The sequence below is a fragment of the Pseudomonas sp. PGPR40 genome, from assembly GCF_022014505.1.
GTDB lineage: Bacteria > Pseudomonadota > Gammaproteobacteria > Pseudomonadales > Pseudomonadaceae > Aquipseudomonas.
The window spans coordinates 19,332-45,893 of record NZ_JAKLSP010000001.1 but is presented as its reverse complement, the minus strand read 5'-3'; the positions used below and the strand labels follow the sequence as shown (position 1 = coordinate 45,893).

Sequence of the window (26,562 nt, the reverse complement as noted above, 5' to 3'; positions counted from 1 at the left end):
CATGGACAACAGCCCTAGCCTCTATGTCGAGCGTCCGCTCCAGCCGCATGTGCCGCAGTATCAGCAGTACAGCGAGGAAAAGGACACCATTGACCTGCTCAAATACTGGAGGGTGATCTGGCGCGCCCATTGGAAAATCGCTTGGTTAGTCGTGCTTGGCTGTGCGCTGGCGCTGGCCACGCTGTCGTTCATTCCCCCGCAGTACATCGGCAGCACCACGCTGCTGATCAAAGAAAAAACGCCCCCGCTGCTGACCTTTCAGCAAGTCACGGATTCAAGCTCCGGTACCGTCGACTATTTGCATACGCAACTGGCACTCTTGCAATCGCGGGACCTGGCTGAACGAGCAGTTAAAAAGCTGAGCCTGACCACTCATCCGGTCACTGATCCACGCCAGCAACCGAAATCATGGTTTGCCCCACGGCGATGGTTGGCTGCGCTTGAACTGGACCAATGGCTGCCAGTACTGGGCCGTTTTATACCCGTACAGGTAATGCCCTCCGAAGCCGATATCTTCAATCAAGTCACGCAGGATCTGATGCGGCATACCCATGTCAAATTCGTCGGCAAGAGCCAACTGATCAAGATAGAAGTGCAATTGCCCGACCCTGGTTTGGCGGCCGCTACCGCCAATGCCATTGCCCAGGGCTTCATTGATAGCCAGTTCGACAACAACCTGAGGTCCTCACAGTCCAATTCCACCTGGATGAATTCACGCCTGATCGAGTTGCGTAATAACCTGCGCACCGCCGAAAACAAACTTCAAGCCTATCGGGAAGCACAAGGCCTGGTTGACGTCGGCGGTGTTGGCGGTGTCGCCACCATCAGCGCCAATGAGCTGGAAATGACCGGCAACCGCATGATCGATGCCCGTCGTAACCTGGCAGAAGCCGAGAGCCGGTTCCGCCAGGTGCAGACCTTGAGCAACGGCAACCTGAGTAAACTGTCCAGTGTGCCGGCCGTCTTGAGCAATCCTCTGGTGCAAAAATTCCAGGCACAGCAGGCCAAGGCTCAAGCCAAGGTCGAAGAACTGTCCGGGCGCTATGGTCCAAAACACCCGACTCTCGCCGCCGCGCGCGCCGAGTTGCGCACGGCCACCGACAGCTTGCGCCTGCAGGTTCGACAGGTGGTGGCCAGCATTGAACAGGATTACCAACTGGCCCGAACCAGTGAAAACTCACTGCGTCAATCATTCAACAGCAACAAGGCACAGATACAGGACATTTCGCGCAAGGAGTTCCAGCTGCGTGAGTTCCAGCGTGAAGTCGACAGCAGCCGCGCGCTGTATGAGACCTTCATCACCCGTTTGAAAGAAACCACGGCCACGGCCGACATGGACGCTACCAAGGCGCGCGTCATCGACCCTGCGATTGTTCCTCAGGAACCGAGCAAGCCTCGTAAAACACTGATTGTGTTGATTGTTGCCGTCGTGGCGGCACTGATCGGTGTCGCGCTGGCATTGCTGTCCGAGACCCTGAACAAAACCTTCAAGACCGACGAAGCGATCGAAAGCACGCTGGATGTACCCTTGCTCAGCGTGGTGCCGCTGGTTACCAAGAGAAGCCGTCGGCAACTCGCGCGACTGTTCGATGACAACGACAATCCGCGTTTTTGCGAGACCATTCGCAACCTGCGCACGTGGCTGATGTTGCACGGCGGCGACATGCCATCTCAGGTAGTACTCGTTGCCTCGACCATGGCTGAAGAGGGTAAAAGCACCATCGCCAACAACCTGGCTTACTCACTCGCCAAGCTGGAGCGTGTGCTTTTGATCGACGCCGACATGCGCAGGCCCAGTCTTTCGCTCAACTTCGACTTCCCGGCAGATAGCCCAGGCCTGGCCAATGTCCTCGCGGGCACTGCACGGCTCGAGAGCTGTATCCGCAGTGTCGGTAATCTCGACATGTTGCCGGCCGGGAAGCTGTCGCCGCCACCGCTGGACCTGCTCAGTTCGTCACGCCTGGCGCCCATGCTCGAGGCGCTGAAATCACGGTACCAACGCATCATCATCGACTCCCCGCCGGCACAGATGGTCAGCGATGCCCTGTTGCTGGCCAAGCATTCGGATGCGGTGATCTACGTGATCAAGGCCGAAAGCACACCCGTCAGCCAAGTGCAGAAATGCCTTGCGGTATTGCAGCAGAGCCACGCACCGGTGTTTGGTGTGGTGCTCAATCAGGTTGATCTGAGCAAGGCGCGTAAGCAGGGCTACAGCCATTCCGATACGTTCCAGAACTACGACTACATGTCCAGGTAGAACCTTGCGCCTCTCGGTGCAGTAGCCTCCTTTCACTATTCTCCAAAGCTGCCTCACCCAGTCGAGCTATACCAGCGTGCGGGAACGAGGGCGCGCAAAATCCGGCGCCGATGTCCAACCCATGCCCGGAGGTTGAGCCGATGACTTCGCTCTATACCGCTCAAATGAAGCACCGTCGTGGCCTGACCTTCTGGGGCCAATGGCTGTGCGCACTCAGCCTGGTCAACCTGCTGCTGGTGATGCTTGTGTACCAGCGAGTCGGCAGCCTGACCAGTGAGTACCGTGTCCTGATGATTCTCACTGTTCTCGGTTCGGTGCCGATTTACAGCGTGATGCAGGTTTACCACAAGCGTCATGAATGGCTGTCAGGGCTGGCGCGGCTGCTGGCCGCCTGGATGATCTTGCTGGCCGTTCTGATCAGTATTGCGTTCGTCACCCAGACCAGCGCGATTTTCTCGCGCCAAGTGATCATCGTCTGGGCCGTATTGGGTTATCTGATCCAGGCGATGAGCTTTTTGCCCTTGCATTACGTGGCCCGACTGCATTCGCACAAACTCTGCAACGAACGTCGTGCGGTGATCATCGGGACGTGTCCGACAGCACAAAAGCTGGCGAGAAAATTGACCCGACCTAACCGCGTACCGTTATTGGGCTTTATCACAACCCCCGACCATACCGGCCCGGCACCGAGCATTCTGCCGCTGCTGGGAAACATCGACGAGGTTCGCGAAATCATCACCCGTCTGCACATACGCCGCGTCTACATCGTTCTGCCCATGGCACAAGCCGCCATTATTGAAGCGTTGTACATCGATCTTCTGGACATGAACGTCGACGTGGTCTGGATCCCTGATTTCGGCAGCATGGTATTGCTCAATCAGTCGATCTCGGAGATAGAGCGCATGCCGGCCATCTACCTCAATGAAAGCCTGATCAGTTCGCACCCCGGTAGCCTGCTCTGCAAAGAGCTGTTCGAACGCAGCCTGGCCGCCGTGGCCATTATTGTGCTCAGCCCTTTGCTGTTGATCGTGGCGGCAGCCATCAAGCTTTCCTCGCCCGGCCCGGTGTTGTTCAAACAAAATCGCTACGGCTGTAACGCTGAAGTGATCAAGGTCTGGAAATTCCGCTCGATGCGTGTGCACGACGACAGCGAAGTCCGCCAGGCCACTCGCGAAGATGAGCGCATTACTCCGCTTGGGCGTTTTTTGCGGCGTAGTTCCATCGATGAGCTCCCGCAACTGTTCAATGTGCTCTTCGGCGAAATGGCCCTGGTCGGCCCGCGCCCCCATGCGGTCACGCACAACATTTACTACACCGGCAAGGTTCGCGCCTATATGGCCCGTCATCGCCTCAAGCCCGGAATCACCGGGTTGGCCCAGATCACCGGGCATCGAGGTGAAACCCAGACGCTGGAAAAAATGCAGCAGCGCGTCGCCCAGGACCTCAACTACATCAATCAATGGTCGCTGTGGCTCGACATCAAGATTCTGCTCAAGACCCCTTTCACGCTGTTCTCCAAAGACACCTATTAGGGTCAGTTGACCCGGGGAGTCAGGCAATGATCGACCTGGAGTTAGTCGGGCACTATGCACCGAATTTACTGGACGCCAACAAGGCCTTTTCTTTCATCAATTTTGCATCCGTCGGCAGTCTGTTCAACCGACGCCCGACTTCCATCGCCTATTTTTGCGACGGCATGCTGATGTCGACGTTCATGTCGCGCATCACCGGCCGCACGATCGGCCGGGTCAGCTTCGACTTCACGTCGATCGCCGACGCTGTGTTCAGTTGCGCCGAGAAACAAGGCAAGCGTCTCTATTTTGTCGGTGCCCGGCAAGCCGAACTGGACCTGTTCATCGATAAGATCAAGGCTCGCTACCCGGCGCTGATTATTGCCGGTCATCACAATGGCTATTTCGATGCAGCGCAGGCTGCGTGCATTCAAGCAGACATTTGCCGCAGCGAAGCGAACATCCTGATCGTAGGCCTGGGCGCCGGGCTGCAGGAGCAGTTCGAGGAGGATGCCCTGCGTGCCGGCTTCACCGGTGTGGCATTCACCTGTGGCGGTTTCATTCGCCAAGAGGCCACGGCCACTCATCATTATTACCCTGAACTGGTCAACCGCCTGCACCTGCGCGCGTTCTATCGGATGTACCGCGAACCGCACACCATCAAACGCTACCTCATCGATTACCCGACCAATTTTGTTCAACTTTTGCTGATGATCATCCGGCGAAAAGTGACCATCAATGTCACTTATCCTGAGCGCCTCGATCAATGCACATTGATCACTGAGCCATAACCATGCACATCCTGTTCATCCTCAAGGATTTCAAGCCCGATGGTGGCCTCGAGCGTGTCCAGCAACGCCTGGCCGGACAGTTTCTCAAGGATGGTCAGCGGGTCAGCTATTTCGTCATGAACGGCGACACGCCGGACGATGAAGGGGCTGCCACGCTCAATGGCGGCGGCAATGGAGTTGTCGGTCTGCTCAGGTCAATTGTGTTGCTGCGCCGGATTATTCGGCGTGAGCGGGTGACGCACCTGATCGCCGCCAAGGAACAAGCCAACCTCTGTACCTGGTTTGCTACCTTGGGTAATCCCTGCAAGGTCATCTATACCCGTCACGCGGCACTCGATTGCAGCGAACAGTGCATCCGCCCCGCTACCCTGCGCCTGCTTTATGCATTGTACCTCTGTGGCAACGGCCGCGTAGTGACGGTATCCAAAAGCCTGCGCCAGTCCCTTTCGGAACTGGTGCCCTGGGGTCGCGAGCGCATCCGTTATTGCCCCACTGCAGTGGTCACCGAACAACTGCTCAGTGCCGCACAGACGCCCATGCACACCGGTTTACCGGCCGAGTTCTGGTTAGCGGTGGGTCGGCTGGTAGAACCGAAAGGTTTCCACGTGTTGCTCGACGCCTACGCCATGGCCTTGCGCAGCGCAGCGCTGCCAGAGCTGGTGATCACCGGCGATGGCCCGCAACTCGCCGCGCTGACCGCACAGGCCAGCCGTCTGGGCATCGAGGACCGTGTGCATTTCACCGGTTTTCTGAGCAATCCCTACCCATTGATCCGACATGCACGGCTGCTGATCCTGAGTTCGTTTCATGAGGGTTTGCCGACGGTGCTGGTCGAGGCTTTGGCGCTGGGCACCCCCGTACTGGCCTGCGATTGCGAAACCGGCCCCAGGGAACTGCTTGATAACGGCCGCCTCGGCGATCTGGTCAAGGTCAATGATGTAGCGGCGCTGGCCGAAGGGATGTTACGCAGCGTGACCGCGCAAGACCCGGCTGCGCCAAGCGGCCAGATTGCCGCTGACGCCGTGCGTCAATTCACCAGTCAATCCGCCGCGCAGGCGTACTACCAGGTATGGAATCAATGAAAAGGCTGCTGATTATTCTGCAGGACCTGGGCGGGGGTGGCGCTGAAAAAATGATGGTGCGCCTCGCCAGTGCGCTGACGGATGCCGGCAACGACGTGACCTTGTTGATGCTTAGCGGCGCAGGTGTGAACTCGACGCACATCGACCCTCGGGTCAAACAGGTGGAATTGCACAGCCCGCGCAGCTCTAGGGCAGTGCCGGCGCTGGCACGCTTTCTTCGCCACAATCACTTTGATGCACAACTGGCCGCTCTCACCCATGTCAACGTGGTGGCCATCGCCGCGGCCGCGCTGTCAGGCACGCTGGCGCGCCTGCATGTCAGTGAGCGCAATGCGTTTTCCCATGACAGACACGTCAACCCCACGTTGACGGTGCGCACCGCGTATCTGTTGGCACCGCTGCTGTACCGGCTCATTCCCAATCCGGTGATCTGCGTCTCGCGCGGCGTCGCCCAGGATCTGGTCGACACCACCATCACCCGTGCACAGGATGTCACCATCGCCGACAACCCGGTGCTCGACAACGATTTTCGCGACAAGGCGCCGGCACGCCCGAGCCATCGCTGGCTGCTGGAAAAGTCCACCCCGGTGATTGTCGCCGTGGGTCGCCTGGCACAGCAGAAAGGCTTTGATGTATTACTCGATGCCTTCGCCCGATTACCCGATACCAATACCCGATTAATCATTTTCGGCGAAGGGCCACTCAGAACCCGGTTGCTCCATTTGGCCGGTACCTTCGGTGTCGCCGACCGATTCGATCTGCCGGGCTATACCCGCGATCCAATGGCGCAAGTGGCAGCGGCCGATTGTTTTGTACTGTCGTCGCGCTTCGAGGGCAGTCCCAACGCGCTGGTCGAAGCCTTGTCCACGGGCACCCCGGTGGTATCGACCCACTGCCCCTATGGCCCGCAAGAAATTCTCGACAATGGCGCAATCGCCCCGCTGGTGCCTGTCGACGACCCCGACGCACTGGCCCGGGCGATCACCCGTCAACTGGTGTTACCGCGCGAAGCAAATCGCCAGACGCGCATCGATGCCGCGGCACGTTTCATCAGTGCCCGCGCTGCAAAAACCTATCTCGATGCCTTGGCAGGACAGTCGTCATGAACAAACTGGAAGTCAGGTACACCACGTTGCGTGACGCCTTCACGTTATTCGGCTTGCTGTTCTATATCCAGGTCATCGGATTTTTTTTCGGGTTGGCTGATGTGTCAAATCTGGGCGCAGCCGAAAAAGACCTCGAAGGCAACGTGGTCAACCAGATCTGCGGCCTGATCACCCTGCTGGTTCCACTGTTCTTCTTCATCCGCAACAAGGTTTTCCTCAGCAAGAGTTTTTACCGGAACAATGCCTTCCTGCTGCTGTTCATGCTCGGTGTAGCCGTTTCGATCAGTTGGTCCCACGACCCGATGTTGAGTTTCAAACGTTTTGTGGCGATGCTCGGCGTGCTGTTCTTTGCCGGCTTCATCGCCTACAACTACAGCCTCGAGAAAATCGCCTTCATGCTTGGCTGCATCATCGGTGCCGCTGCGTTGTTCGGGTTGATACTGGGACTTCTCAGGCCTGACATCGCCTTCATTGACGGCGGTATTCGCGATGGTGCTTTCATGGGGATTTTTCCGGATAAAAATGCCGGCGCCCGGATCAACGCGATCGCGATTCTGTTACTGCTGCCGATGACTCGCCAGCGCAATCCCTGGGCCATCCTCTACTCGATATTTTCGCTGATCGCGATTGCGCTGGCCCAATCTGCCACGGCCTTGGCGCTGATTGTTGCCGGCACGGTGAGCTATTGGTATTTCCTCACATTGATCCGCTTGAACATCAATCGCACGCCATCAGCATTTCTCGGCACGACATTTATCTACTTGCTGATCTGCCTTTTTCTCTATGGCAATTACACGCTGCTGCTGGAGCTGATCGGTCGTGACGATTCACTCACCGATCGCACGCTGATCTGGGGCCTGCTCGCTCCGCTGATCGATGCCGAATTCCTCAAGGGTTACGGCTTCGGCGCCTTCTGGTCCAGCCCGGGCGCCGAGACATTCATCAACCGCTGGGGGTACATCGGCAATGCCCACAGCGGCTACATGGAAACCTTGCTTAATGGCGGCGTCATTCAGCTGACAGCGCTTATCCTCATGCTGATCGAAGCGCTGATCAAACACTACCGGGCCGTGATGGCAGATCAGTCGGCACCCTTTCACGCCAGCGCAATGCTCATCATCGGATCGTTCTTACTCACCAATTATGTGGCGTACGTCGTTCCCAACTACCGCTCCGCAGAGTTTCTGGTGTTCTGCATTCTGGCCCTCTCATTCCGGCATCACCAGGTGACATACCCCCAGTTGTCACCGGCAACCCTGCGTCAACGTCCGCCTGGCAAGGTATTACCACGCGACTCGGCCAAGGCGTAACAAGAGGAGAAATAACCGTGCCAGACCAAGCCCTCCCTTCACCCCATTCAGTGTGCGTCATAATCGCGATGTACAACGGCGCCGACAGCATTGAGCAAACACTGGCGTCCGTGGCCGGGCAAACGCAGCTGCCCGATCACGTCATCGTCATCGACGATGGTTCCACCGACGATGGCCCCCAACGGGTCAAGGACTTCGTGGCGCCGTTTCGCCTGACGCTGTTGCACCAAGCCAACGAAGGCCAGGCCAGCGCCCGCAACCACGGACTGCAGCACTCTGAAGAGACTTTTGTGGCGTTTCTCGATGCCGATGACAGATTCTATCCGCGAAAGCTGGAGCAACAAGTGGCACTGTTTGACGAACTGAGTCGTCAGGGACGGCCGGTGGGGCTGGTAGATTGCTACGTGCATAACGATTACAGCGACGGCAGGCGGATACTGGAAGACCGGCAAAAAAATGGTAGGCATTTCGATGATCTCATCCGCGCCAACGTCGTCAATGGCGTGTCCTCCGTGATGGTCAGACGCGACGTGATCATGCAACTCGGCGGCTTCAATGCCAGCCTGCGTTACTCCGAAGACCGCTTCATGTGGACCCGGATCGCCGAACACTGGGAGATCCACACGGTGCCAGAGGCGCTGCAGCAGCGCATGGTCAACAGCGCCAACATGACCGCGCAACCGACAAGGTACTACCCATACAAGATCAGGTTCATCGAAGCGTTCCTCGCCCAGTTCGGCGCGCAGCTCAGCAAGCAGCAACGGATCGATTTCGCGCTAGGCGCCCATAGCGACTTTCTCGAACTGTTTTCCCGCAGAGGCGAGCATGCCCAGGTGATCGGGGTGTACCGGCGAATGCTGGAATATTCCTGGCAAACGCTGATCTTCAGGAACGGCAAACCGACATTGCGCTTCCTCTACGCGTGCGTCCGATCATTACGCAAGGCAACTGCGTCAACCACCGCTCATTGAGCCGGTATCCGCCATGGCCAATCATCGTCTGGTTAAATTGATCTGGATTTTCACCGAGAAATTCGGCCTGATTTTCCTGTCGATGATTACCTTTGTCGTATATGCCAGGCTGATGTCGCCGGCAGAGCTGGGTGTGGGGACGGTGATCATCGTGATCGTCGAGATGTTCGCCATCCTCTACTCGTCAATGCTCGAAGATCCGCTGGTACGGTTGGAGCGTCTGGAAGAAAAACATATTTGTACGGCCTTCTGGTTCGCGGTGCTGATCAGTCTGGCCTCCATCGTCCTCATATCGTTCGCGGCCATGCTGTATACCAAATCCCTGGTGCTGCAATGGATGACAGCGGTCGCCTCGGTGAAAATTCTCTTCACCATGATGGCGCGGGTCTATGTCGTGGAAATGCGCCGCGCCGGCAACTTCAAAATGCTGGCCTCGCGCACGCTATTGGGCAAAGTGGCCGGGGGTGTGGGGGGAATCGCCATTGCGTTCTGGGGATTTGGCGCCTGGGCCGTGATCGCTCAAGCGCTGATCATGGAGTTCGTTTCCATCGTCGTATTGATGCTCGGAAACCGCCGGCGGATTGCCTTCTACATTGACGGGCCCTTTCTGCGCGAATTGTTGACGGCCGGAGCACCGGTTGCCATCAACGTGATGAGTTGGCAAACCCTGCAACGCGGCGTCAATGTGGTACTCGGCATCACCGCCGGCACCCATGCCGTCGGCATGTTCAATATGGCCATGCGCATCATCGATCTGCCTCGCTCGGCGATCTATAACGGCCTCTTGAGTTATGCACTGCCGGTGTTCGCCCGACGCGGAAGCGATAGTGCGCGGTTGATCGAGGTCATCAGTGACTCGACGGCCATCAGCGGGTTCCTGCTCACGCCACTGTTCGTCGGTATTGCGTTAACGGCCGAGGACATCATCCTGTTGATATTCGGCGCCAAATGGGCAGACGCGATTCCCTTGCTACAAGTACTTGCCTGCACGGCGGCCATCGGCAACACGGCCATGTATGCCATGACAGCCCTGGTGGCGGTCAATCGAACCCACCTGACCGTCAAGGCTGAAGTGGCAACCACCGTGCTGGCGCTGGCGTTGGTTTACAGCCTGGGTCACCTCTATGCAGGCATGGCTGCGGCGCTGGCCTTGCTGGCGCGGATTGTGATCATCACGCCCCTGCAGATCCGCGGGCTGAACACGGCAATAGGTTATGGCTGGCGAGCATTCATCGAATCCAATTATCGCAGCATGATCGCCTCGCTCATCATGGCCGCCGCCGTGGTGCTTGTTTCTCCGTACCTGGATTTTCGGGGCTATTGGCATCTGGCCGCCAACATCGGAATCGGCACGCTCACTTATGCACTGGCTTATAGCGCGTTGCATCCACGATGGCCGCAAGAATTCAAATCGGTGTTCACTGCTCGTTGAATGCGCTGGGCGAGGCATCGAGGTTTGGTGTTGGTGTACATGTCCATGTCTGCGGTTGTGCCGGCTGGCGGTTGTTGCCCTTTGTAGGAGCGAGCGGTGCGGCGATCCGACTTGCCCGCGAAGGCGGCCTGATAGCCAACCTGTTTCTTGCGAATGTACACCGATCAAATTGTGGGAGCTGGCTTGCCTGCGATGGCGGTCTGATAGCCGACCGGGATTTTGGATGGTGTACATATCCGTTTCTGCGGTAACGGCCGCTGGCGGTTATTGCCCTTGTAGGAGCGAGGCTTGCCCGCGAAGACGGTCTGATAGACGACCGGGATTTTTTGGATGGTGTACATATCCGTTATGCGGTTATGCCGGCTGGCGGTTGTTGCCCCTTTTGATAGTGTACATATCCGTTTCTGTGGTAACGGCCGCTGGCGGTTTCGCTTTTACAGCGAGTCACTTGGAAAAGCCCCAAGTAACCAAGGGCTCTTGCCCCACCATTCGGTGCCTCGCCTAGGCTCGGCATGCCCTCACTCCGGCATTGCTCCGGGGGCCCGCCGCCATCGGCCATCCATGGCCGGGGGCGGCTACCGCGGCATCCTTGCCGCGGTGCCCCCTGCGCAACGCCTGCGTTCGGCCTCTGGGAAAAGGGGCAAGCAGATCAGGATCAAAAGCCAAAGCAACGGCAACGGCAACGGCAACGGCAACGGCAAGATCTACAGCTTCGCGAGCAAGCCCGCTCCCACAGTTGACCGGGTACAGCCGGTGAAGATGGGTCGGTTGACAAGCCGCCATCGCGATACGGCGACCCGACAAGCCAGCCAAAAAAATCAGCCCACATCCGCTCTGCCTTTCACCACTCAACAGGCCGAGCGTTAGCTCGCCTGCAGCTTTTGATCTTGATGCACCGCACCCTCGAGAGGCCGAGTGGAGGTTCTGTGCAGTGGGCAACCCGGCATGGATGCCGGGTTAGCCGCGCACGGCCAGGGATGGCCGATCGCGGCGGGCCCACGGAGCAGGACCGGAGCGAGGGCATGCCGAGCCTAAGCGAGGCACCGAACGACAGGGGCAGAAGCGCTTTGGTTACTTTCGCGCTTTTCGAAAGTGACTCGCCGTAAGGGCGAAACCGCCAGCCGCCGTGACCGCAAAAACGGATATGTACACCTTCAAAAATCCCGGTCGGCTATCAGGCCGCCTTCGCGGGCAAGTCGGATCGCCGCACCGCTCGCTCCTACAAAGGGCAATCACCGCCAGCCTGCACAACCGCAGAATCGGATATGTACACCCTCTCCCGCAACCCGCAGAGACCACACCCCGCACGGACCGTACTCCCCATCTTGTCCAGTCTTCTTGCGACCGGAGCGCTCTATCATGGGAAAAACCACAATGATTACCGGTGGGACCGGATACATCGGTTCACATACCACCTTGGCCCTGATCAATACCGGCCAGCAGGTACTGGTACTCGACAATCTATGTAACAGCTGCCGCGAATCGCTCACACGGCTGGAGCAGTTGACCCATACACGGGTCGACTTCATTGAAGGCGATATACGCAATACAAAACTGCTCGACGATATTTTCAGCCGCTACGACATCGATGCCGTGGTGCATTTTGCCGGCCTCAAATCTGTCGAGGAAAGCAGTCGAAAGCCGCTGGCCTATTACGCCAACAATGTGGTCGGCACGCTCAATCTCTGCCATGCGATGGCCCGACACGAAATCTTCAAACTGGTGTTCAGCTCATCAGCCACTGTGTATGGCACCCCCCGACAAATACCGATCATTGAAGACCTGGGCACCGGTAAACCGATAAGTCCATACGGTCGCACCAAGCTCATGACCGAAGAATTGCTCACCGACCTGTGCCTGTCGGATCCGCGCTGGAACATCGCCCTGTTGCGTTACTTCAACCCGATCGGCGCACACGAGAGCGGGCAAATCGGGGAAAACCCCAATGGCCGGCCCAACAACCTGCTGCCTTGCCTGACCCAGGTCGCGATGGGACGAGTCCCCGAACTCACGGTGTTCGGCAGCGACTATCCCACCGTCGACGGAACGTGCGTGCGCGATTACGTGCATGTGGTCGATCTTGCCGAAGGCCATCTCAAAGCACTGCAAATATTGCAGAGCAGAAACGGCATCCATGCCTGGAACCTGGGTACCGGCGTTGGCTACAGCGTGCTGCAAATCATCCGTGCCTTCGAGGACGTCACCGGCATCAGCATCCCCTTCCGATTCGCGCCGCGCCGCGCCGGTGATATCGCTGAATGCTGGGCCAACCCCACCAAGGCCGGGCGTGATCTGGGCTGGTACGCACAGCGCGACCTGGTGCAGATGATCATCGACACCTGGCGATGGCAGCTGTGTAATCCGCATGGGTACCATTCCCGGTCCGATTTACCGGCATCGATTGCGTTAAAGCAACGGGTATGAGCAAAAGGCCCATCTCCAGATATGCCCTGCTGATCGTCCTGGCAGTGGTTGCAACAGCCGCGTCTGGCGCGTCCCCCCAGCCGCTCGCCAACGGTCTGGTGCTATGGCTTGACGCTGCCGACGCCTCGAAAATGACCCTCGATGACCATAGCCGTCTCGTGCGCTGGCACGACAAGTCCGGCAAGTCCAACGACGCTTCCATAGACGATGCGGCAAGCACCGCGCTGCCGTTGCGCGTGGAAAACGCCTTGAATGGCCATGCAGTGGTGCGTTTCAGTGGTGCTTCGGCATTCCTCGGCAAGACGATTCGCGCTGAAAAAGGCCCCGTTACCGTATTGGTGGTGTCACGCAGACTGAGCGAACAAAGCAGCGCAGAGACCTGGCAGCGGCTGTTCAGCTCGCGCCCGCAAATCGCCGATAACGACAACGTGGCACCGAATTTCGCGATCAGCGTGCAACAGACCACCGCCTACGATCCGACCCTGTTTTTTCTGGAACTCAACGACGTGCCCATCGGCCCCTATGCGGTGGGGCGCAACGTGGTGGGCAGCACCGAAGACCTGCGCGGCGACATCGCCGAAGTGCTGGTGTACGACCGCCGCCTGGCCTCGCTCGAAGAACGGCAGCGCGTATTTCAGTACCTGGCGAACAAGTGGTCTGTCGCCATGCCCAAGGCTGCCAATTCCTGGACCCGTGTCGGCCCGCTGGGCACAACACCGAAACAGATCAACGCCCAACTGCCGCTGTCCGATCAAGGCAATGTCGGCCAGTGGACGCTCGACCCACGATTCTGCGACGACTTCGATGGCGCGACCCTTGATGCCAGTCGCTGGCACGTCAACAATGCCAAGGGCACTGAATCGCTCGGACGTAAGCCGGCGCTGTTCAAGCCGGACAATGCCTACGTGAGCGATGGCCATCTGAACATCGTTTTCCGCAAGGACACCTTGCCGCAAAAATACGTACGACTCGGCTATGAAGGCTATAGCTCTGCGATGGTCCGTACGATCGAGCGCAGTTTTTACGGCTACTACGAAGCTCGCGCCAAGCCGATGGACTCGGCAGGTTCCAGCGCCTTCTGGTTAGCGTGGACGGGGCTTGCCGATAACGCCACGGAAATCGACATCTTCGAAATCGGTGGCAAAACCAAAAACGCCTTCTTCGACCGCATGTACAACATGAACGCCCACGTTTGGGCCACGCCGCACAGCACCGAGCATTTGAGCGATGGCAGCAACTGGATCAGCCCTTGGCGGCTGGCCAGCGATTTTCATGTCTACGGTTTTGACTGGCAGCCCGACACGTTGCGCTGGTACGTAGACGGCGTCCTGGTACGCGAGGCAAAGAACACCCACTGGTTTTTCCCGATGGAGATCGTCTTTGACAGCGAGGCCATGTGGAAGTGGTTCGGCGTTGTCGACGACGCCGACCTGCCCTCCACCTTCAGCGTGGACTACCTCAAGGTGTGGCGTCGCGGTAGATAGCTGGAATTCGATCGGTTTTTCTTGAACGGCCCCAACCGTTTTCACAGGAGCTTGCGCTATCCATGTGGGAGCGGGCTTGCTCGCGAAGACGGCGGCACAGTCAACATTGATATCGCCTGATATACCGCTTTCGCGAGCAAGCCCGCTCCCACAGGTTCCGCGCATTAACTGACTGGCATTGCGGCAAGCCTGACACCTGCACCGGCATTACCCAAGCCCTGGAACACACCTATAATAGAGGTCGCAGCAATGAACAGTACGATGACTTCCGATCAAGCGATAGCCTGTCTGAATCTGGCGCTTGAACGTAACAAACAACTGTTCAGCGAAGCCTTTCATTTGAGCCATGCCGCCCTTGATCTTCTCGATCAGCCCGACATCGATGTCGATATGTTCATGCACTATCAGAAAAAAAGACGGCAGGCCGATCGCAAGTATCTGGAAGCCATCGAGCACTTGCGCTTGATCATGGCTGAGTACCCTTTCGCGTTTTGCCCAGCAGAGAACCCGATACATCAGCCGCAGGTGTCGGCAATGACGACAAATTTACCCTCAGCGGGTCGCCGATTCACCGAGGATGAACACCATCATCACCACTAGCCACAGCAGATACAGGCAACCGAACAGCCGCACCCAGCCCTGATGGCGATAGAGGCCCAGGTAAAATATCAACAGCAGCAAAAACTGCCCGGCAGCGGCAAGCATGATCAGGCTGCTGTTGCGCGGCCAGAACAGCGCGACCAGCACTTCCAATGCCAGAAGCAGCAGCAAGCCGACATAGACTTTCAATGCGCTAGCCGTGCTCATCTCAGCGCCCCACCAGATAGAGAGTCGGAAACAACAGGATCCAGATCCCGTCCACCAGATGCCAATACAGGGTGACCATTTCCAGACGCGTGCGCGTCCCACGCGCTGACAGGTTGTCTGCTGCGAGTCGTACGTAGAGCCACAGCCCCAAACCGACCGCCACCAGTACGTGCATGGCGTGCAGCGCCGTGGCGATGAAATACAGGTTCATGAACAAACGCGCGGACGGCAGGTGCAGCGGTGAATCGACGGCGAAACCCGGCAGCAGCCCTTCGCGGTATTCAAGACCATATTCGACGCCTTTACAGGCCAGAAACAGCACGCCCAGCAGCGCCGCGCCCAGCAGGCAGCGGCGTAGACGCAGGATAAACCCCTGCTCGGCAGCGGCCAGAGCCAGCGTCATCAGCAAACTGCAGGTCAACAACATGAATGTGTTGGCCGTTGCCAGTTGCCAGTGCAAACCCGCCACGGTTTCAGCCACGCCGTCGGAGTGCTGCAGTCGGTAAAACCACGCCACCATGATCAGGCTGCCGAACATCATCGCTTCGGTGGCCAGAAACAACCACATGCCCAGCCATGCGGCCTCACGCTGTTGTGCCCAAGCCACGAACGGCTCGGCGGGTCTCTCGTCAGACCGGATCACGGCGCGCCTCGGGAGAATAATCATAGGCTTCGAAATCCACCGTCACCGGCGCCTCGAAGTTGTGCTGCGGCGGCGGTGACGGCACGCGCCACTCAAGACCGGCCGCCTCCCAGGGATTCATCGGCGCCCGCTCGCCCCAGCGCAACGAGCCGAGCAGGTAGAAGAACGGCAACACGTAGGCCAGCGCCAGAATCGAGGCGCCGGCCGAGGACAGTACGTTGAGGAACTGAAAATCCGCGTCATAGCTGTGATAACGCCGGGGCATGCCCAGATACCCGAGCAGGAATTGGGGGAAGAACGTCAGGTTGAAACCGCAAAAAATCAGCACCGCAGTGATCTTGCCCCACAGCTGCGAATACAGGCGTCCGGTGATTTTCGGCCACCAGAAATGCAGCGCGCCAAAGTACCCGGCCACCGCTGCGCCAACCATGATGTAGTGGAAGTGCGCGACCACGAAATAGGTGTCATGGGCATGCATGTCGGCGGCGAGCAGCGCCAGGAACAACCCGGTTACCCCGCCGATAATGAACAGCCCGATAAAAGTCAGGGCAAACAAAAAGGGTGCATGCAAAGTCAGGTCGCTTTTGTACAGCGTCGCGCTCCAGTTATAGGCCTTGATCGCCGACGGAATCGACACCATGAAACTCAGCAACGAGAACACCAGGCTGGCATACATCGACTGCCCGGCGACAAACATGTGATGCCCCCAGACCAGGAAACCGATGATCGCTATCGCCACGCTGGACCAGGCGACAAAACGATAGCCGAAGATGCGTTTGTGCCCCGCCGCAGTGATCAGCTCGCTGACCACCCCCATCGCGGGCAGGATCATGATGTACACCGCCGGGTGACTGTAGAACCAGAACAAGTGCTGAAATAGCAACGGATCACCGCCCAGGCGCGGGTCGAATACACCGATATTGAACAGGTGCTCGGCGGCCACCAGCAACAAGGTAATCGCCAGCACCGGCGTCGCCAGCACCAGAATGATCGAGGTGGCATAGATCGCCCAGATGAACAGCGGCAGACGCATCCAGGTCATGCCCGGCGCGCGCAGGGTGTGCACGGTGACGATGATGTTGATGCCGGTGAAGATCGAAGAAAACCCGGCGATGAACACACCGCAGATCACCGCCACCACGTGGCCGTTGCTGAACATCGTCGACAGCGGCGTGTAGAAGGTCCAGCCGGTATCGACCCCGCCGAGCAGCAGCGCCAGCAACGTGAACAATCCACCGCCGAGCAGCAGGTACCAACTGAACAGATTAAGACGTGGAAACGCCATGTCCCGGGCGCCGATCATGATCGGCACGAGGAAGTTGCCGAATACGCTGGGAATCGACGGAATCAGGAAAAACCAGACCATGATCACCCCGTGCAGGGTGAACGCGCGGTTGTAGCCGTCGGCGGTCAACAGATCGCCTTGGGGTGTGACCAATTCGATGCGGATCAGGGTCGCAGCCAACCCGCCGGCGAAAAAGAAAAAGGTCACCGTGACCATGTACAGCACAGCGATGCGCTTGTGATCGAGGGTCAAAAACCACGAGAGCAAACCTTGCTGATGCAAATAGCTGGGGGCGCTCATTTCGGATCCCCGGACGCGGTGGCAGGCAACGAGCGCAAGTAAGCCACCAGGCGCTGCACGGCTTCTTCGTCCAACAGGTTGCTATAGGTCGGCATGATCGGCAGGTAGCCCGTCACCAGGTGTTTTTGTGGCAACACAATGCTGTCGCGCAGGTAGGCGTCGTCCGCCACGACCTGGCTGCCGTCGGCCAGGCGCACCGTTCGATTGAAGACTCCAGCCAAGGGCGGCGCATTGCCGGCGTCATGGCAACTGCCGCAGCCGTATTGGCGGTACAAAGTTTCGCCCTGGCTGATCAGGTCGGCGGCGCTGCCGTTGTCCTGCAACCATTGCTGGTAGTCACCCGGGGCGAGCACCACCAGCCGGGCAAGCATCGCCGCATGATCGGTGCCGCAGTATTCGGCGCAATACACCTGATAGGTGCCGCTGTGTTCGGCCTGGAACCAAAGCATGCTGTAACGCTGCGGCAACACATCCTGCTTGATCCGCAGACTGGGGAAAAACAGGCTGTGGATCACGTCTTCGGAAATCATCGTCAGCTTCACCGGGCGCCTTGCCGGGACGTGCAAGGTGTTGATCTCGCGCTGCCCGCCCTGATGCTGAAATTTCCACATCCATTGCCGCGCCGTGACCTGGATTTCCAGGGCATCGGCCGGAGGCGTGCGGGCGAAAAAGAACAGCCGTGCCGAAAACAGAAAAATCACCAGCGAGCCAATGAACGGCAAGATGATCCAGGCCAGTTCGATCGGCAGATTGCTCTGCGCCCGATGATCCCGATTCGCCTCGCGCCCGCGTCGATAGCGCCAGATAAACATCCATAGCGCTACGAACACAGGCACTACGAACAACGCCATCATCCCGGTGAAGCCGATTACCAGCCAATCGACCGAGACGGCATAGTCCGAGGCCTGCACGGGCCACAAGCGCAGGAAGTGTTCGTTCATGGCTGCCTCTGCCGCTCACGGCGCAACGCCAGAACAATGAACAGGCCCAATACCAGCACGGTGGCCAGTCCCGCGAGTTGCAGCAAAACAATAATCCGACTGCTATAGGTGCCGCTTTGCGGGTCGTAGTGGTAACACAGCAGCAGAAGCTGTTCCTTGAATGCGCCCAACTTGCCCTGCCCCGCCTCGGTCAATGCAAGGCGCACATCGCTGGCCTGATAACCGAGACCATAGAGCCAGCGCGACAAGCGTCCATCGCCGGTCAACACCGCCACCGCCGAGCTGTGCGCATATTGTTGCTGTTGCTCATCGAAGCGATAGCCGAAGCCGAGCGAACGGGCCAGGGCCTGACCCGCAGCAGCGTCGCCGGTCAGCAAATGCAAGCCCGGCTCGGCCACCAGCGACGGCCAATGCTGACTCAGCTTGGCCAGTTCCTCGCGGGCGGCATGGCTGTCTTCCCGCGAATCAAAACTGAACGCGATCACCTGAAAATCCCGGCCCAGGCGGTAAGGCTGATTGGCCAATTGACTAAACAGGGTCGAAAGCGCCGCGCCACAAACATTCGGACAGCGGTAATACAAAGGCACCATCAGCGTTGGCTGGCCGCCAAGCAAATCGCCCAGGCGTACCGAGCGGCCGTGCTGATCGATAAATCGTGTGTCCAGCGCCAAGCGCTGGCCGACCTGGGCCGCATCGATTCCGGCGGCGGAAAACGGGTCGAAGGTTTGCGCGGCGCTGTGTTGCAACGTCATCAGACACAGCAATGCCAACACCAGCGAGATCCGCTCACGGTTCATGCGGGGCGTCCTCGGGTGTTGGCCAGCCCTGCTCCAGCAACACCTGCCGCGCCTGTTCCAACGGCAGGTGCACGACGCGGCGCTCGCGGTCGATCCAGCCGAAGCTGTCGAGGTGAATACGCTCGGCGGCGAGCTGTCGTTCGCCGTCCTGCCGAGGCTGCGATTGCAAGCGCGGGGCCGGTGGCAACAGCCGCTCGCGTTCCAGGGCACTCGAGGGTGGCTGCCGCGAGTCGGCGCGATGCTGATAACTGATCAGCCACCAGGCCACGCCCGTGAGGCACAACAGAACCGCCGCCAAAAACAGCGCCACCAGACTCCAGACTTTGCCACTGTCGACCGTGTTGGGTTCGTAGCTGAACGGTTCTTCAGACTTCATGGCGCCTCCGTTGCCATTGCCAACGCCACCATGCCCACAGGCCGAGACCGTAAAGCCCTTGGCAGAGCACGGCCATCAGGCCGGCACCGATTTCGACGTCGGGGAATATCGACGGCAAGCTCATCCAGATCGACTCGACGCTGCCCAGCAGCAGAATCGCCGTACAAGCCCAAATTAGAACCTGTGGCCGACCGCCCCAGGGAGAAGCCAACGCCAGCAGACACGCCACCTGCCCCGCCATCAGCAATCCGCCGACCGCACCCCAGACGCCGCCTTCACGCACGCGATACCACTGGGTTTCGTGCTCTAAATTCACCGACCAGATAATCAGATACTGCATGAAATGCACGTAGGCCCAGAACGCCAGGGCACTGACCAGCAATCCGCGCAGTACCTGACGCTGGGGCGCCGGCAGCGGCACAAGGTTCCAGCACAGCACGCAGAGGCCGGCAAACGCCAAGCCATCGAGCAACTGCCGGGCGATCAGCAACACACCGAACAGGCTGGACACAAAACCCGACTGCAACGACATCAACCAGTCGACCGCCGCCAGGCTGACCAGCAGCCCATACAGGATCAACCCCGGGCCGCTGCGCTCGGCGTCCGGACGTTGCGACCAGTACTGCAAGCCCAAGGCAAGCCCGGCGTAAAGCAGTGTGCGTACCACGAAAAACCACGGCGACAGCCACAGCCCGCGAAACCCTGGCGCGTCGACGTGGAACCACGGATACAGCCAGGCTATGGCGAGCAACATCGGCAATAACATCGGCACCATCAGCACCACAGCGCTGTGACCCAAGCCGCTGCCCGGCGCCAGCAACATCTGCCAGCGGCCACTGATCAACGGCGTCAGCAGCGCCAGCAGCAGGCAACCCAACACGATGTTGCTGCCGTTGATCGCGGCCGCCAACGCCCCGGCGCCCACCCAGGCCGGCTGCCAAATCCCGAGCAGCATGACGCCGACGGCGCCGATGGCGAAGGCTCCCGACAACCGCCTCATTGGTCGCCCTCCTCGAACGCCTGACGCAACTCGGCTGGCAGGCGTTCCAGAGGCGCGTGCTGGCTTAACTGCAACAGGCGCACATGGGCGACGATGGCCCAGCGTTCTGCCGGCGGGATGCGTGATTCATAGCCGTACATCAGGCCTTTGCCCTGAGCGATAACGTGCATCAGTTGAGCGTCAGATGCGCCGAGCAATCGCGGTTCGGTCAACGCCGGCGGTGCCGGAAAACCACGCCTAACCACCAGACCATCGCCCCGCCCGCTCAGGCCATGGCACGGAGTGCAGAACGTCTGATAGCTCGCTTCACCACGGGCGAGTAACGCACCGGTCAGTGGCGGGCGCTGTTGCACAATCGCTTCACGCTCCAGTTGCCCGCGGGCGACGGTACCGATGGGGGGCTGACGGCTGCTCAAGCCGTTTTCGAACACGGTGCCGGGGCGTTGTTGCTCAATCCTGGCCTGGCGTGACATGTCATCGCAGCCGCTGCACAACACGGCGATTATCAGCGCCCACGGCCACGCGTTCATGGCTGCACCTCGCGCACGCTGATCGCCCGTTCGGCCAGCCAGGCTCGCGTGGCCTGCGCGTCGAACAGCGGATCGCCGGCCTCGATAAACAGAAAGAACCCATCGTCGCTGGCCCGTTCGAAACCCTCAGCGCCAAACAACGGGTGATGCAAACGTGGCAAACGGCTGCTGACCAGTAGCGTCAGTACCGCAGCGATCGCCGATCCGACCACGGCGAACAGAAAGGTCACCACCATCAGCAACGGCACGGCAATCAACGGCCGGCCGCCGACGTTCAGCGGGTAGCTCCACACCGAGCCGATCTGCATCAGCAGCGCCAGGCCGATGCCGAGCAATCCGCCGATGCAGGCCATGCTCGACACCCTTGAAGCCTTGGGTTTCAACAACGCTTGCAGCGCCTCAAGAGGAAACGGCGCGAACGCCTCGATACGTCGATAACCGATGGCCCAGGCGTGCAGGCTGGCTTCAACCAGCGGCTGCGGCGCATCGAATTCGGCCAGCAACCCCAAGGATTCAGTCATCGCCGCGCTCCTGATGCAGCGCCTGCTTGACCTCGAACGCCGAGACCATGGGCACGTAGCGCAGAAACAGACTGTAGGGCAGCAGAAACACCCCGAAACTGCCGATGAACAGCGTCCAGTCCCAAAGCGTCGGGGTGTAGCCGCCCCAGGTCGAGACCAGAAAGCCCCGGGTTTGCGGCGGGATCACCAGCATGAAGCGCTCGGCCCACATGCCCACCAGCACCGCCAGCGCCACCGCGGCCAAAACGCCCGGGCGCTGGCGCACCGAGCGCCACCACAACGCCTGGAGCACGCCGACGTTGCAGACGATGGCCAGCCAGAAACTCCACGCGTGAGGGCCGCTCAGGCGCGTCAGCAAGACCTCGATTTCATGGGAATCGCCGCTGTAGAACGGCATGAACAGATCCATCAGATAGCCATAGGCAGTGAGCCAACCGATGGCCAGCAGCAAGCGTCCGAGCATGTCCAGATGGCGCAGGGTGATCAGTGCTTCAATGCGCAACAACCAGCGCACGCCGATGGCCAGCAATGCCACCAACGCAAACCCGGAAAACACCGCGCCGGCCACGAAGTACGGCGGAAACAGCGTCGAATGCCAACCGCTTTGCAGGCCCATGGTCAGCAGGAACGAATAGCCGCTGGACACGGCGAACACCAACGGGATCGCGAGCATCGCCAGCACGCGAGTGGTACGTCGCCACAACGCCCAGTGCCACTGGGAACCGCGCCAGCCCAGCGCCATCAAGCCATACAGCTTTTGTCTCAGCGAATCTTGGGCACGATCCCGCGCCGTGGCGAAATCAGGAATGGCCCCCACCAGCAGAAACAGCAGCGACACCGTCAAGTACGAGAGGATCGCAAACATGTCCCAGGCCGTCGGGCTCTTGAACTGTGGCCACAGGCCCATTTCATTCGGGTACGGCAAGATCCAGTAAAACAGCCAGGGCCGCCCCAGGTGCAGAATCGGGTACAGCGCGGCGCAGATTACCGCCATCAGTGTCATCAACTCCGCCAGGCGATTGAGGGTGTGCCGCCATGGCCGCTCGATCAGCAATAGCAGCGCGGAGATGAAGGTGCCGGCGTGGCCGATGCCCAGCCACCAGATGTAGTTGAGAATGCCGAAGCCCCACTGCACCGGCTGATTATTGCCCCACATGCCCACGCCGTTGGCCAGCAACACCGTGGCCGAGGCCAGGTACATCAGTAATAGCGTGATGCCGATTCCGAACAACCAGCGCCACGCCACCCGCCGGGGAAACTGCTGCAAGGGGCCAAACACCTGCCGCGACACCTGTTGGTCGCTCAGGTCCCGTGGCAGAAAATGCCCGGTATCGTGCAACAGCGGCTCAGGCTTCATCGCGGCTTTCCCCCTCCTCGATCCGCGCCAGATAGGTGGTGCGCGGGCGTGTGCCGAGGGCTTCGAGCAAGCGGTAATGACGTGGATCCTTGCGGGCGTGGCTGACCGCGCTGGCGGGGTTGGCAATGTCACCGAAACGGATTGCCTGGCTCGGACAGGTTTGCTGGCAGGCGGTGACGACTTTTGTGGTGTCGAAATCGGTGCCCTGCTGTTTATCTTCGATGCGTGCGGCGCTGATGCGCTGAACGCAATACGTGCACTTTTCCATCACCCCACGGGCGCGCACGGTCACCTCGGGGTTGCGCTGGGCCTGAATCGACGGAGCGGCGTCGGCGTTCCAGTCCAGCCAATTGAAGCGGCGTACTTTGTACGGGCAATACGAGGCGCAGGTGCGGGTGCCGATGCAGCGGTTGTAGACCATCTGGTTCAAGCCATCGCGGCTGTGCACCGTGGCATTCACCGGGCAACCGGTTTCACACGGCGCCTGTTCGCAGTGCATACACGGCAAAGGCTGGAAACGTGAGCGTGGCGCATCCAGAGTGCCCTGGTAGTAATGGTCGATGCGCAGCCAGTGCATATTGCGCCCATTGGCCACCTGTTCGGCACCGACCACGGCGATGTTGTTTTCCGCCTGACACGCCGTGACGCAGGCATTGCAGCCGGTACACAAATCGAGGTCGATGACCATGCCCCACTGCGGGCCGCCGTCAACGACAGGGCTATAGAGCGATATCGGAATTTGCTGCGCCGGCAACTGCGGCGCCCGGCGTTGCACCACTCGAATCGGCGGCGCCTCATCGTCCGGTAATTGGTGATGGGACTGGGTGACGGCCAGTGTGTGGCGCTCGCCACTGGAACGCAGCGAGGCACTCACCGACGCAGATTGAATCGGCCGTACTGCATAACCCAAACCGTTACCGACCCGCCCGGCATGGCTGCGCCCGTAACCGGTATACAGGGCAATCACCTGATCGGCCTGCCCCGGCTCGATCCACGCCGCGCCGCGCAATAATTGTCCCGGCAGCGCCACTTCGACGCCGTCGCCATTGCGCACGCCCACCTGTTCCGCCAACCGCGGCGACAGCCCGACCACGTTGCTCCAGGTCAGGGTGCTGATGGGTTTGGGCAATTCCTGCAACCAGCCAAGATTGGCGAAACGTCCGTCCCATACGCAAGGATCCGGACGCACCACGGCTTCGAAGCCATCGAGGTCGGTCAGGTTCAGTACTACTGTCGCCGCTTCAGGGACTTCCACTGCCGGCGCTGAGGTTTCGATCCAGCCATCGGCCAAGGCTTGGCGCCACTGAGTTTGCGGAACATGAGCCCAGGTGGTTCGCACCTGATCCAGGGCATCGCTGTCGGCCGAAGTCAGCAGCAGTCCAATGACTTGATGCAGGGTTCGGGTCGAGTACATCGGCTCGATCAGCGGCTGCACAATGCACGCACTGCCATCCGCCGCCCGGGTATCGCTCCAGCCGTCGAGCGCATGATTGAGTGGCAAATGCCAATGGCAGTGCGCGGCACTCTCGTCGTAGCAAAGCCCGGCATGCAGGCGCAGCGGTACTTTCTGCAGCAACCCCTCCAGCCCCAGATCCGGCGCCGAGGTGTGCAATGGGTTGCAATCGAGCAGCCACAACTGGCTGACGTTGCCGCCCGCCAATTGCTGGCTCAGTTGCTCCAGCGACGCCCAGAACTGTCCACGTTCGTAGCCCAGCAACGTCGGCACCTGCCAATCCAGCGTCTGGCCATGCGCGCCCAGCCGCTGGTTGAGCCGCATCACCTGCGCTTGCACATCGTCTGCCGCGTGCTTGCTCACGCAGATCAGGCCACGGCCGGGATGGGCCTTGAGCGCCATGGCGACTTTATCGACCCAGTCGAGCTGTCGCGCACTCAGGCGCGGCTGATCGGCCACGTTGTCGCCCAAGGCGCGGCTCAGCGCCAGCACCAGATCAGGCTGTCGCGACGGGGCAATCGCCAAGCGTCGCGTGGCCGCTGCGCCGGTCAGGGTTGGAATGCTTTCGGCGACAAACGACAACGCCGCGCCCTGCCCTTGCGCCGCCTGCCGTCGACGTTCCGCCCAGCCGCGTTGCAACAGCGTCTGGCGCGGGCCGCTGCCCAACGGATCGTCTTCAAGGCAAACCAGCACCTCGGCGTTTTCCAGATAACGTCGGGCGTCTAGCGGCTGGCCGAATACCCGCTCGCTGACGCGCAACGCCTGAGTCTCGGCGAACGGTTCTGCGTGATACAGCCGCGCCTCGGGCCAGCGCCGACGGAGCGCTTCGAGTTGCCGCCCAAGGGTCGGCGAACTGCTGGCTCCGCAAACGATATGCAGGCCTTTGCCTCGCGTGGTGTCCAGCGTCAGTCGCTGTCGAGCCAGCGCCCCACGCACTTGGTCCCAACTGGTTTCCCGGCCCTTGAAGCGCGGCGCCTGGGAACGGTCCGGGTCGTACAGTTGCAGGATTGCCGCCTGGGTAAAGGCATCGCATGCGCCACCGGACATCGGGTGCTGCGGATTGCCTTCGAGTTTGATCGGGCGCCCGGCGAGGGTCTTGCCCAGGACGGGTTGGGCGATGCCACAAAACGGGATGGCGGTTGCATACCAGCTCGCAACGCCGGGCGTCAGTTGCGTGGCTTGTCTGATCGCCGGCACGGCTTGCTCGGGGGTTTTGCCACACGCGGCCAAGCCAGCCATGGCCAGGGACGCCGCCATCAATTGCAGGAAATGTCGGCGGTCCAACAAGGGCGCGGCACCGGGAAATTCCGCCTCGATCAGCGCCTGCGCCTCGGGGGTCGCCGCCAGCGTTTCGAGGCCCCGCCAGTACGCGGAGCCTTTGAGCCCGGCGAGCTGCTCGCGCCATGCGGCGAAGTCCAGCGAGGAGGCGCTCATCGATGGCAGATCCCGCAATCGGTCAGGCCTTGGGGATCGATTCGTCGCGCCTTGATCAATTGCTCACCCGGCGTCCGACGATCCTGATCAGTGTGCCATTGCAGTTGGGTCACTTGCCCTTTGGGGCGCAGGTGCGGCGCGGGATCGCGGTGACAGGCCAGGCACTGGCCCATGCTCAGGGGTTCGGCCTTGAACATCAGCGGCATGCGCTCCACCGCGCCGTGGCATTCGCTGCAACCCACGCCCGCATTCACGTGTACGCCATGATGGAAGTACACGTAATCGGGCAGTTCGACCACCCGCTGCCAATGCAACGGCTGTGATTCGCGCAGGCTTTTGCGCAAGGGTTCAAGCAGGTCGGCGTTTTTCCAGATTTGCGAGTGGCACGTCATGCAGGTTTCGGTGGGCGGCAGACTGGCCATCGCGGAGGACTCCACGGAACTGTGGCAGTAGCGGCAATCGATTTTCAGCGCGCCGACATGGTGGGCGTGACTGAACGGCAGCGGCTGCTCGACCACCCAGTTACGGCCGGTTCGGTAGTCGGAACGGTCCAGGGCCAATGCCACGAGCAAGCCTCCCGTGAGGCCGACGAACAGCACCAGCCATCCCAGGCGCAGCCAGGTATCGGCCGAGCGGCTGAAGATCTGCGCCATCGCCGGATTCCAAAATTCACGTTCTTAAGGCTATGGCTCCGTTTGCGCTCAGGAGTTCTTTATTTCCGATGCGCGTGATCATCATGTGATCAGTTTG

General features: G+C 60.0%; 24 protein-coding genes. 12 read left to right on the top strand and 12 right to left on the bottom strand.

Annotation, left to right across the window (positions count from 1 at the left end):
- Window position 1 precedes the first annotated feature (1 nt).
- From MEB48_RS00190 to MEB48_RS00135, 12 genes are all read left to right on the top strand, one after another.
- Entirely contained in the window at window positions 2-2,257 is a 2,256-nt protein-coding gene (locus MEB48_RS00190; RefSeq protein WP_237880762.1) for a GumC family protein, read from the top strand.
- A gap of 140 nt (window positions 2,258-2,397) precedes the next feature.
- Window positions 2,398-3,789, top strand: coding sequence for an undecaprenyl-phosphate glucose phosphotransferase (locus tag MEB48_RS00185; protein WP_237880760.1), 1,392 nt, complete (start codon window positions 2,398-2,400; stop codon window positions 3,787-3,789).
- Between the two features lie 26 nt (window positions 3,790-3,815).
- Window positions 3,816-4,559, top strand: coding sequence for a WecB/TagA/CpsF family glycosyltransferase (locus tag MEB48_RS00180; RefSeq protein WP_237880758.1), 744 nt, complete (start codon window positions 3,816-3,818; stop codon window positions 4,557-4,559).
- A gap of 2 nt (window positions 4,560-4,561) precedes the next feature.
- Window positions 4,562-5,641, top strand: a complete 1,080-nt coding sequence (locus tag MEB48_RS00175) for a glycosyltransferase (protein ID WP_237880757.1) — start codon at window positions 4,562-4,564, stop codon at window positions 5,639-5,641.
- A complete protein-coding gene (locus tag MEB48_RS00170; RefSeq protein WP_237880755.1) occupies window positions 5,638-6,747 on the top strand; it encodes a glycosyltransferase in 1,110 nt (369 codons plus the stop codon). Before MEB48_RS00175 ends, MEB48_RS00170 begins: the two co-directional genes overlap by 4 nt.
- Entirely contained in the window at window positions 6,744-8,057 is a 1,314-nt protein-coding gene (locus MEB48_RS00165; protein ID WP_237880753.1) for an O-antigen ligase family protein, read from the top strand. Before MEB48_RS00170 ends, MEB48_RS00165 begins: the two co-directional genes overlap by 4 nt.
- Before the next feature lie 17 nt (window positions 8,058-8,074).
- A complete protein-coding gene (locus MEB48_RS00160; protein ID WP_237880751.1) occupies window positions 8,075-9,028 on the top strand; it encodes a glycosyltransferase family 2 protein in 954 nt (317 codons plus the stop codon).
- Window positions 9,029-9,041: 13 nt separating this feature from the next.
- A complete protein-coding gene (locus MEB48_RS00155) occupies window positions 9,042-10,460 on the top strand; it encodes an oligosaccharide flippase family protein (RefSeq protein ID WP_237880749.1) in 1,419 nt (472 codons plus the stop codon).
- 561 nt (window positions 10,461-11,021) lie between these two features.
- A complete protein-coding gene (locus MEB48_RS00150; RefSeq protein ID WP_237880748.1) occupies window positions 11,022-11,327 on the top strand; it encodes a hypothetical protein in 306 nt (101 codons plus the stop codon).
- Window positions 11,328-11,819: 492 nt separating this feature from the next.
- Window positions 11,820-12,884, top strand: coding sequence for a UDP-glucose 4-epimerase GalE (gene galE / locus MEB48_RS00145; RefSeq protein ID WP_237880745.1), 1,065 nt, complete (start codon window positions 11,820-11,822; stop codon window positions 12,882-12,884).
- Window positions 12,881-14,368, top strand: a complete 1,488-nt coding sequence (locus MEB48_RS00140) for a family 16 glycosylhydrolase (RefSeq protein ID WP_237880742.1) — start codon at window positions 12,881-12,883, stop codon at window positions 14,366-14,368. The genes galE and MEB48_RS00140 overlap by 4 nt, the downstream gene beginning before the upstream one ends.
- 261 nt (window positions 14,369-14,629) lie before the next feature.
- A complete protein-coding gene (locus tag MEB48_RS00135; RefSeq protein WP_237880740.1) occupies window positions 14,630-14,968 on the top strand; it encodes a hypothetical protein in 339 nt (112 codons plus the stop codon).
- Here the strand turns inward: MEB48_RS00135 and MEB48_RS00130 are convergent.
- The 12 genes from MEB48_RS00130 to MEB48_RS00075 are packed head-to-tail and all read right to left on the bottom strand — an operon-like array spanning window position 14,921 to window position 26,465.
- Window positions 14,921-15,175 (bottom strand): hypothetical protein, encoded by a 255-nt coding sequence (locus MEB48_RS00130; RefSeq protein WP_237880738.1) that lies wholly within the window; start codon window positions 15,173-15,175, stop codon window positions 14,921-14,923. The genes MEB48_RS00135 and MEB48_RS00130 overlap by 48 nt on opposite strands.
- A gap of 1 nt (window position 15,176) precedes the next feature.
- Window positions 15,177-15,818 carry a cytochrome c oxidase subunit 3 gene (locus MEB48_RS00125; RefSeq protein ID WP_237880736.1) on the bottom strand — a complete coding sequence of 214 codons (642 nt, stop codon included), beginning with the start codon at window positions 15,816-15,818 and terminating at the stop codon, window positions 15,177-15,179.
- Window positions 15,805-17,403 carry a cytochrome c oxidase subunit I gene (locus MEB48_RS00120; protein WP_237880734.1) on the bottom strand — a complete coding sequence of 533 codons (1,599 nt, stop codon included), beginning with the start codon at window positions 17,401-17,403 and terminating at the stop codon, window positions 15,805-15,807. The genes MEB48_RS00125 and MEB48_RS00120 overlap by 14 nt, the downstream gene beginning before the upstream one ends.
- Window positions 17,400-18,344: a cytochrome c oxidase subunit II gene (gene coxB, locus MEB48_RS00115; protein WP_237880732.1), complete on the bottom strand. Its 945-nt coding sequence runs from the start codon at window positions 18,342-18,344 to the stop codon at window positions 17,400-17,402. Before coxB ends, MEB48_RS00120 begins: the two co-directional genes overlap by 4 nt.
- Window positions 18,341-19,141 carry an SCO family protein gene (locus MEB48_RS00110; RefSeq protein ID WP_237880730.1) on the bottom strand — a complete coding sequence of 267 codons (801 nt, stop codon included), beginning with the start codon at window positions 19,139-19,141 and terminating at the stop codon, window positions 18,341-18,343. The genes coxB and MEB48_RS00110 overlap by 4 nt, the downstream gene beginning before the upstream one ends.
- The gene (locus tag MEB48_RS00105) at window positions 19,131-19,517 is read right to left on the bottom strand and encodes a hypothetical protein (protein ID WP_237880728.1); all 387 of its coding nucleotides are present in this window, start codon (window positions 19,515-19,517) and stop codon (window positions 19,131-19,133) included. Before MEB48_RS00105 ends, MEB48_RS00110 begins: the two co-directional genes overlap by 11 nt.
- Entirely contained in the window at window positions 19,507-20,517 is a 1,011-nt protein-coding gene (locus MEB48_RS00100; protein ID WP_237880726.1) for a hypothetical protein, read from the bottom strand. The genes MEB48_RS00105 and MEB48_RS00100 overlap by 11 nt, the downstream gene beginning before the upstream one ends.
- Entirely contained in the window at window positions 20,514-21,047 is a 534-nt protein-coding gene (locus MEB48_RS00095; RefSeq protein ID WP_237880724.1) for a c-type cytochrome, read from the bottom strand. The genes MEB48_RS00100 and MEB48_RS00095 overlap by 4 nt, the downstream gene beginning before the upstream one ends.
- Window positions 21,044-21,568, bottom strand: coding sequence for a DUF3341 domain-containing protein (locus tag MEB48_RS00090; RefSeq protein ID WP_237880722.1), 525 nt, complete (start codon window positions 21,566-21,568; stop codon window positions 21,044-21,046). Before MEB48_RS00090 ends, MEB48_RS00095 begins: the two co-directional genes overlap by 4 nt.
- Window positions 21,561-22,925 carry an NrfD/PsrC family molybdoenzyme membrane anchor subunit gene (gene nrfD / locus MEB48_RS00085; RefSeq protein ID WP_237880720.1) on the bottom strand — a complete coding sequence of 455 codons (1,365 nt, stop codon included), beginning with the start codon at window positions 22,923-22,925 and terminating at the stop codon, window positions 21,561-21,563. Before nrfD ends, MEB48_RS00090 begins: the two co-directional genes overlap by 8 nt.
- On the bottom strand, window positions 22,915-25,812 hold the full coding sequence (locus tag MEB48_RS00080) for a TAT-variant-translocated molybdopterin oxidoreductase (protein WP_237880718.1): 2,898 nt from the start codon (window positions 25,810-25,812) through the stop codon (window positions 22,915-22,917). The genes nrfD and MEB48_RS00080 overlap by 11 nt, the downstream gene beginning before the upstream one ends.
- On the bottom strand, window positions 25,809-26,465 hold the full coding sequence (locus MEB48_RS00075) for a cytochrome c3 family protein (RefSeq protein WP_237880716.1): 657 nt from the start codon (window positions 26,463-26,465) through the stop codon (window positions 25,809-25,811). The genes MEB48_RS00080 and MEB48_RS00075 overlap by 4 nt, the downstream gene beginning before the upstream one ends.
- Window positions 26,466-26,562: the final 97 nt, after the last annotated feature.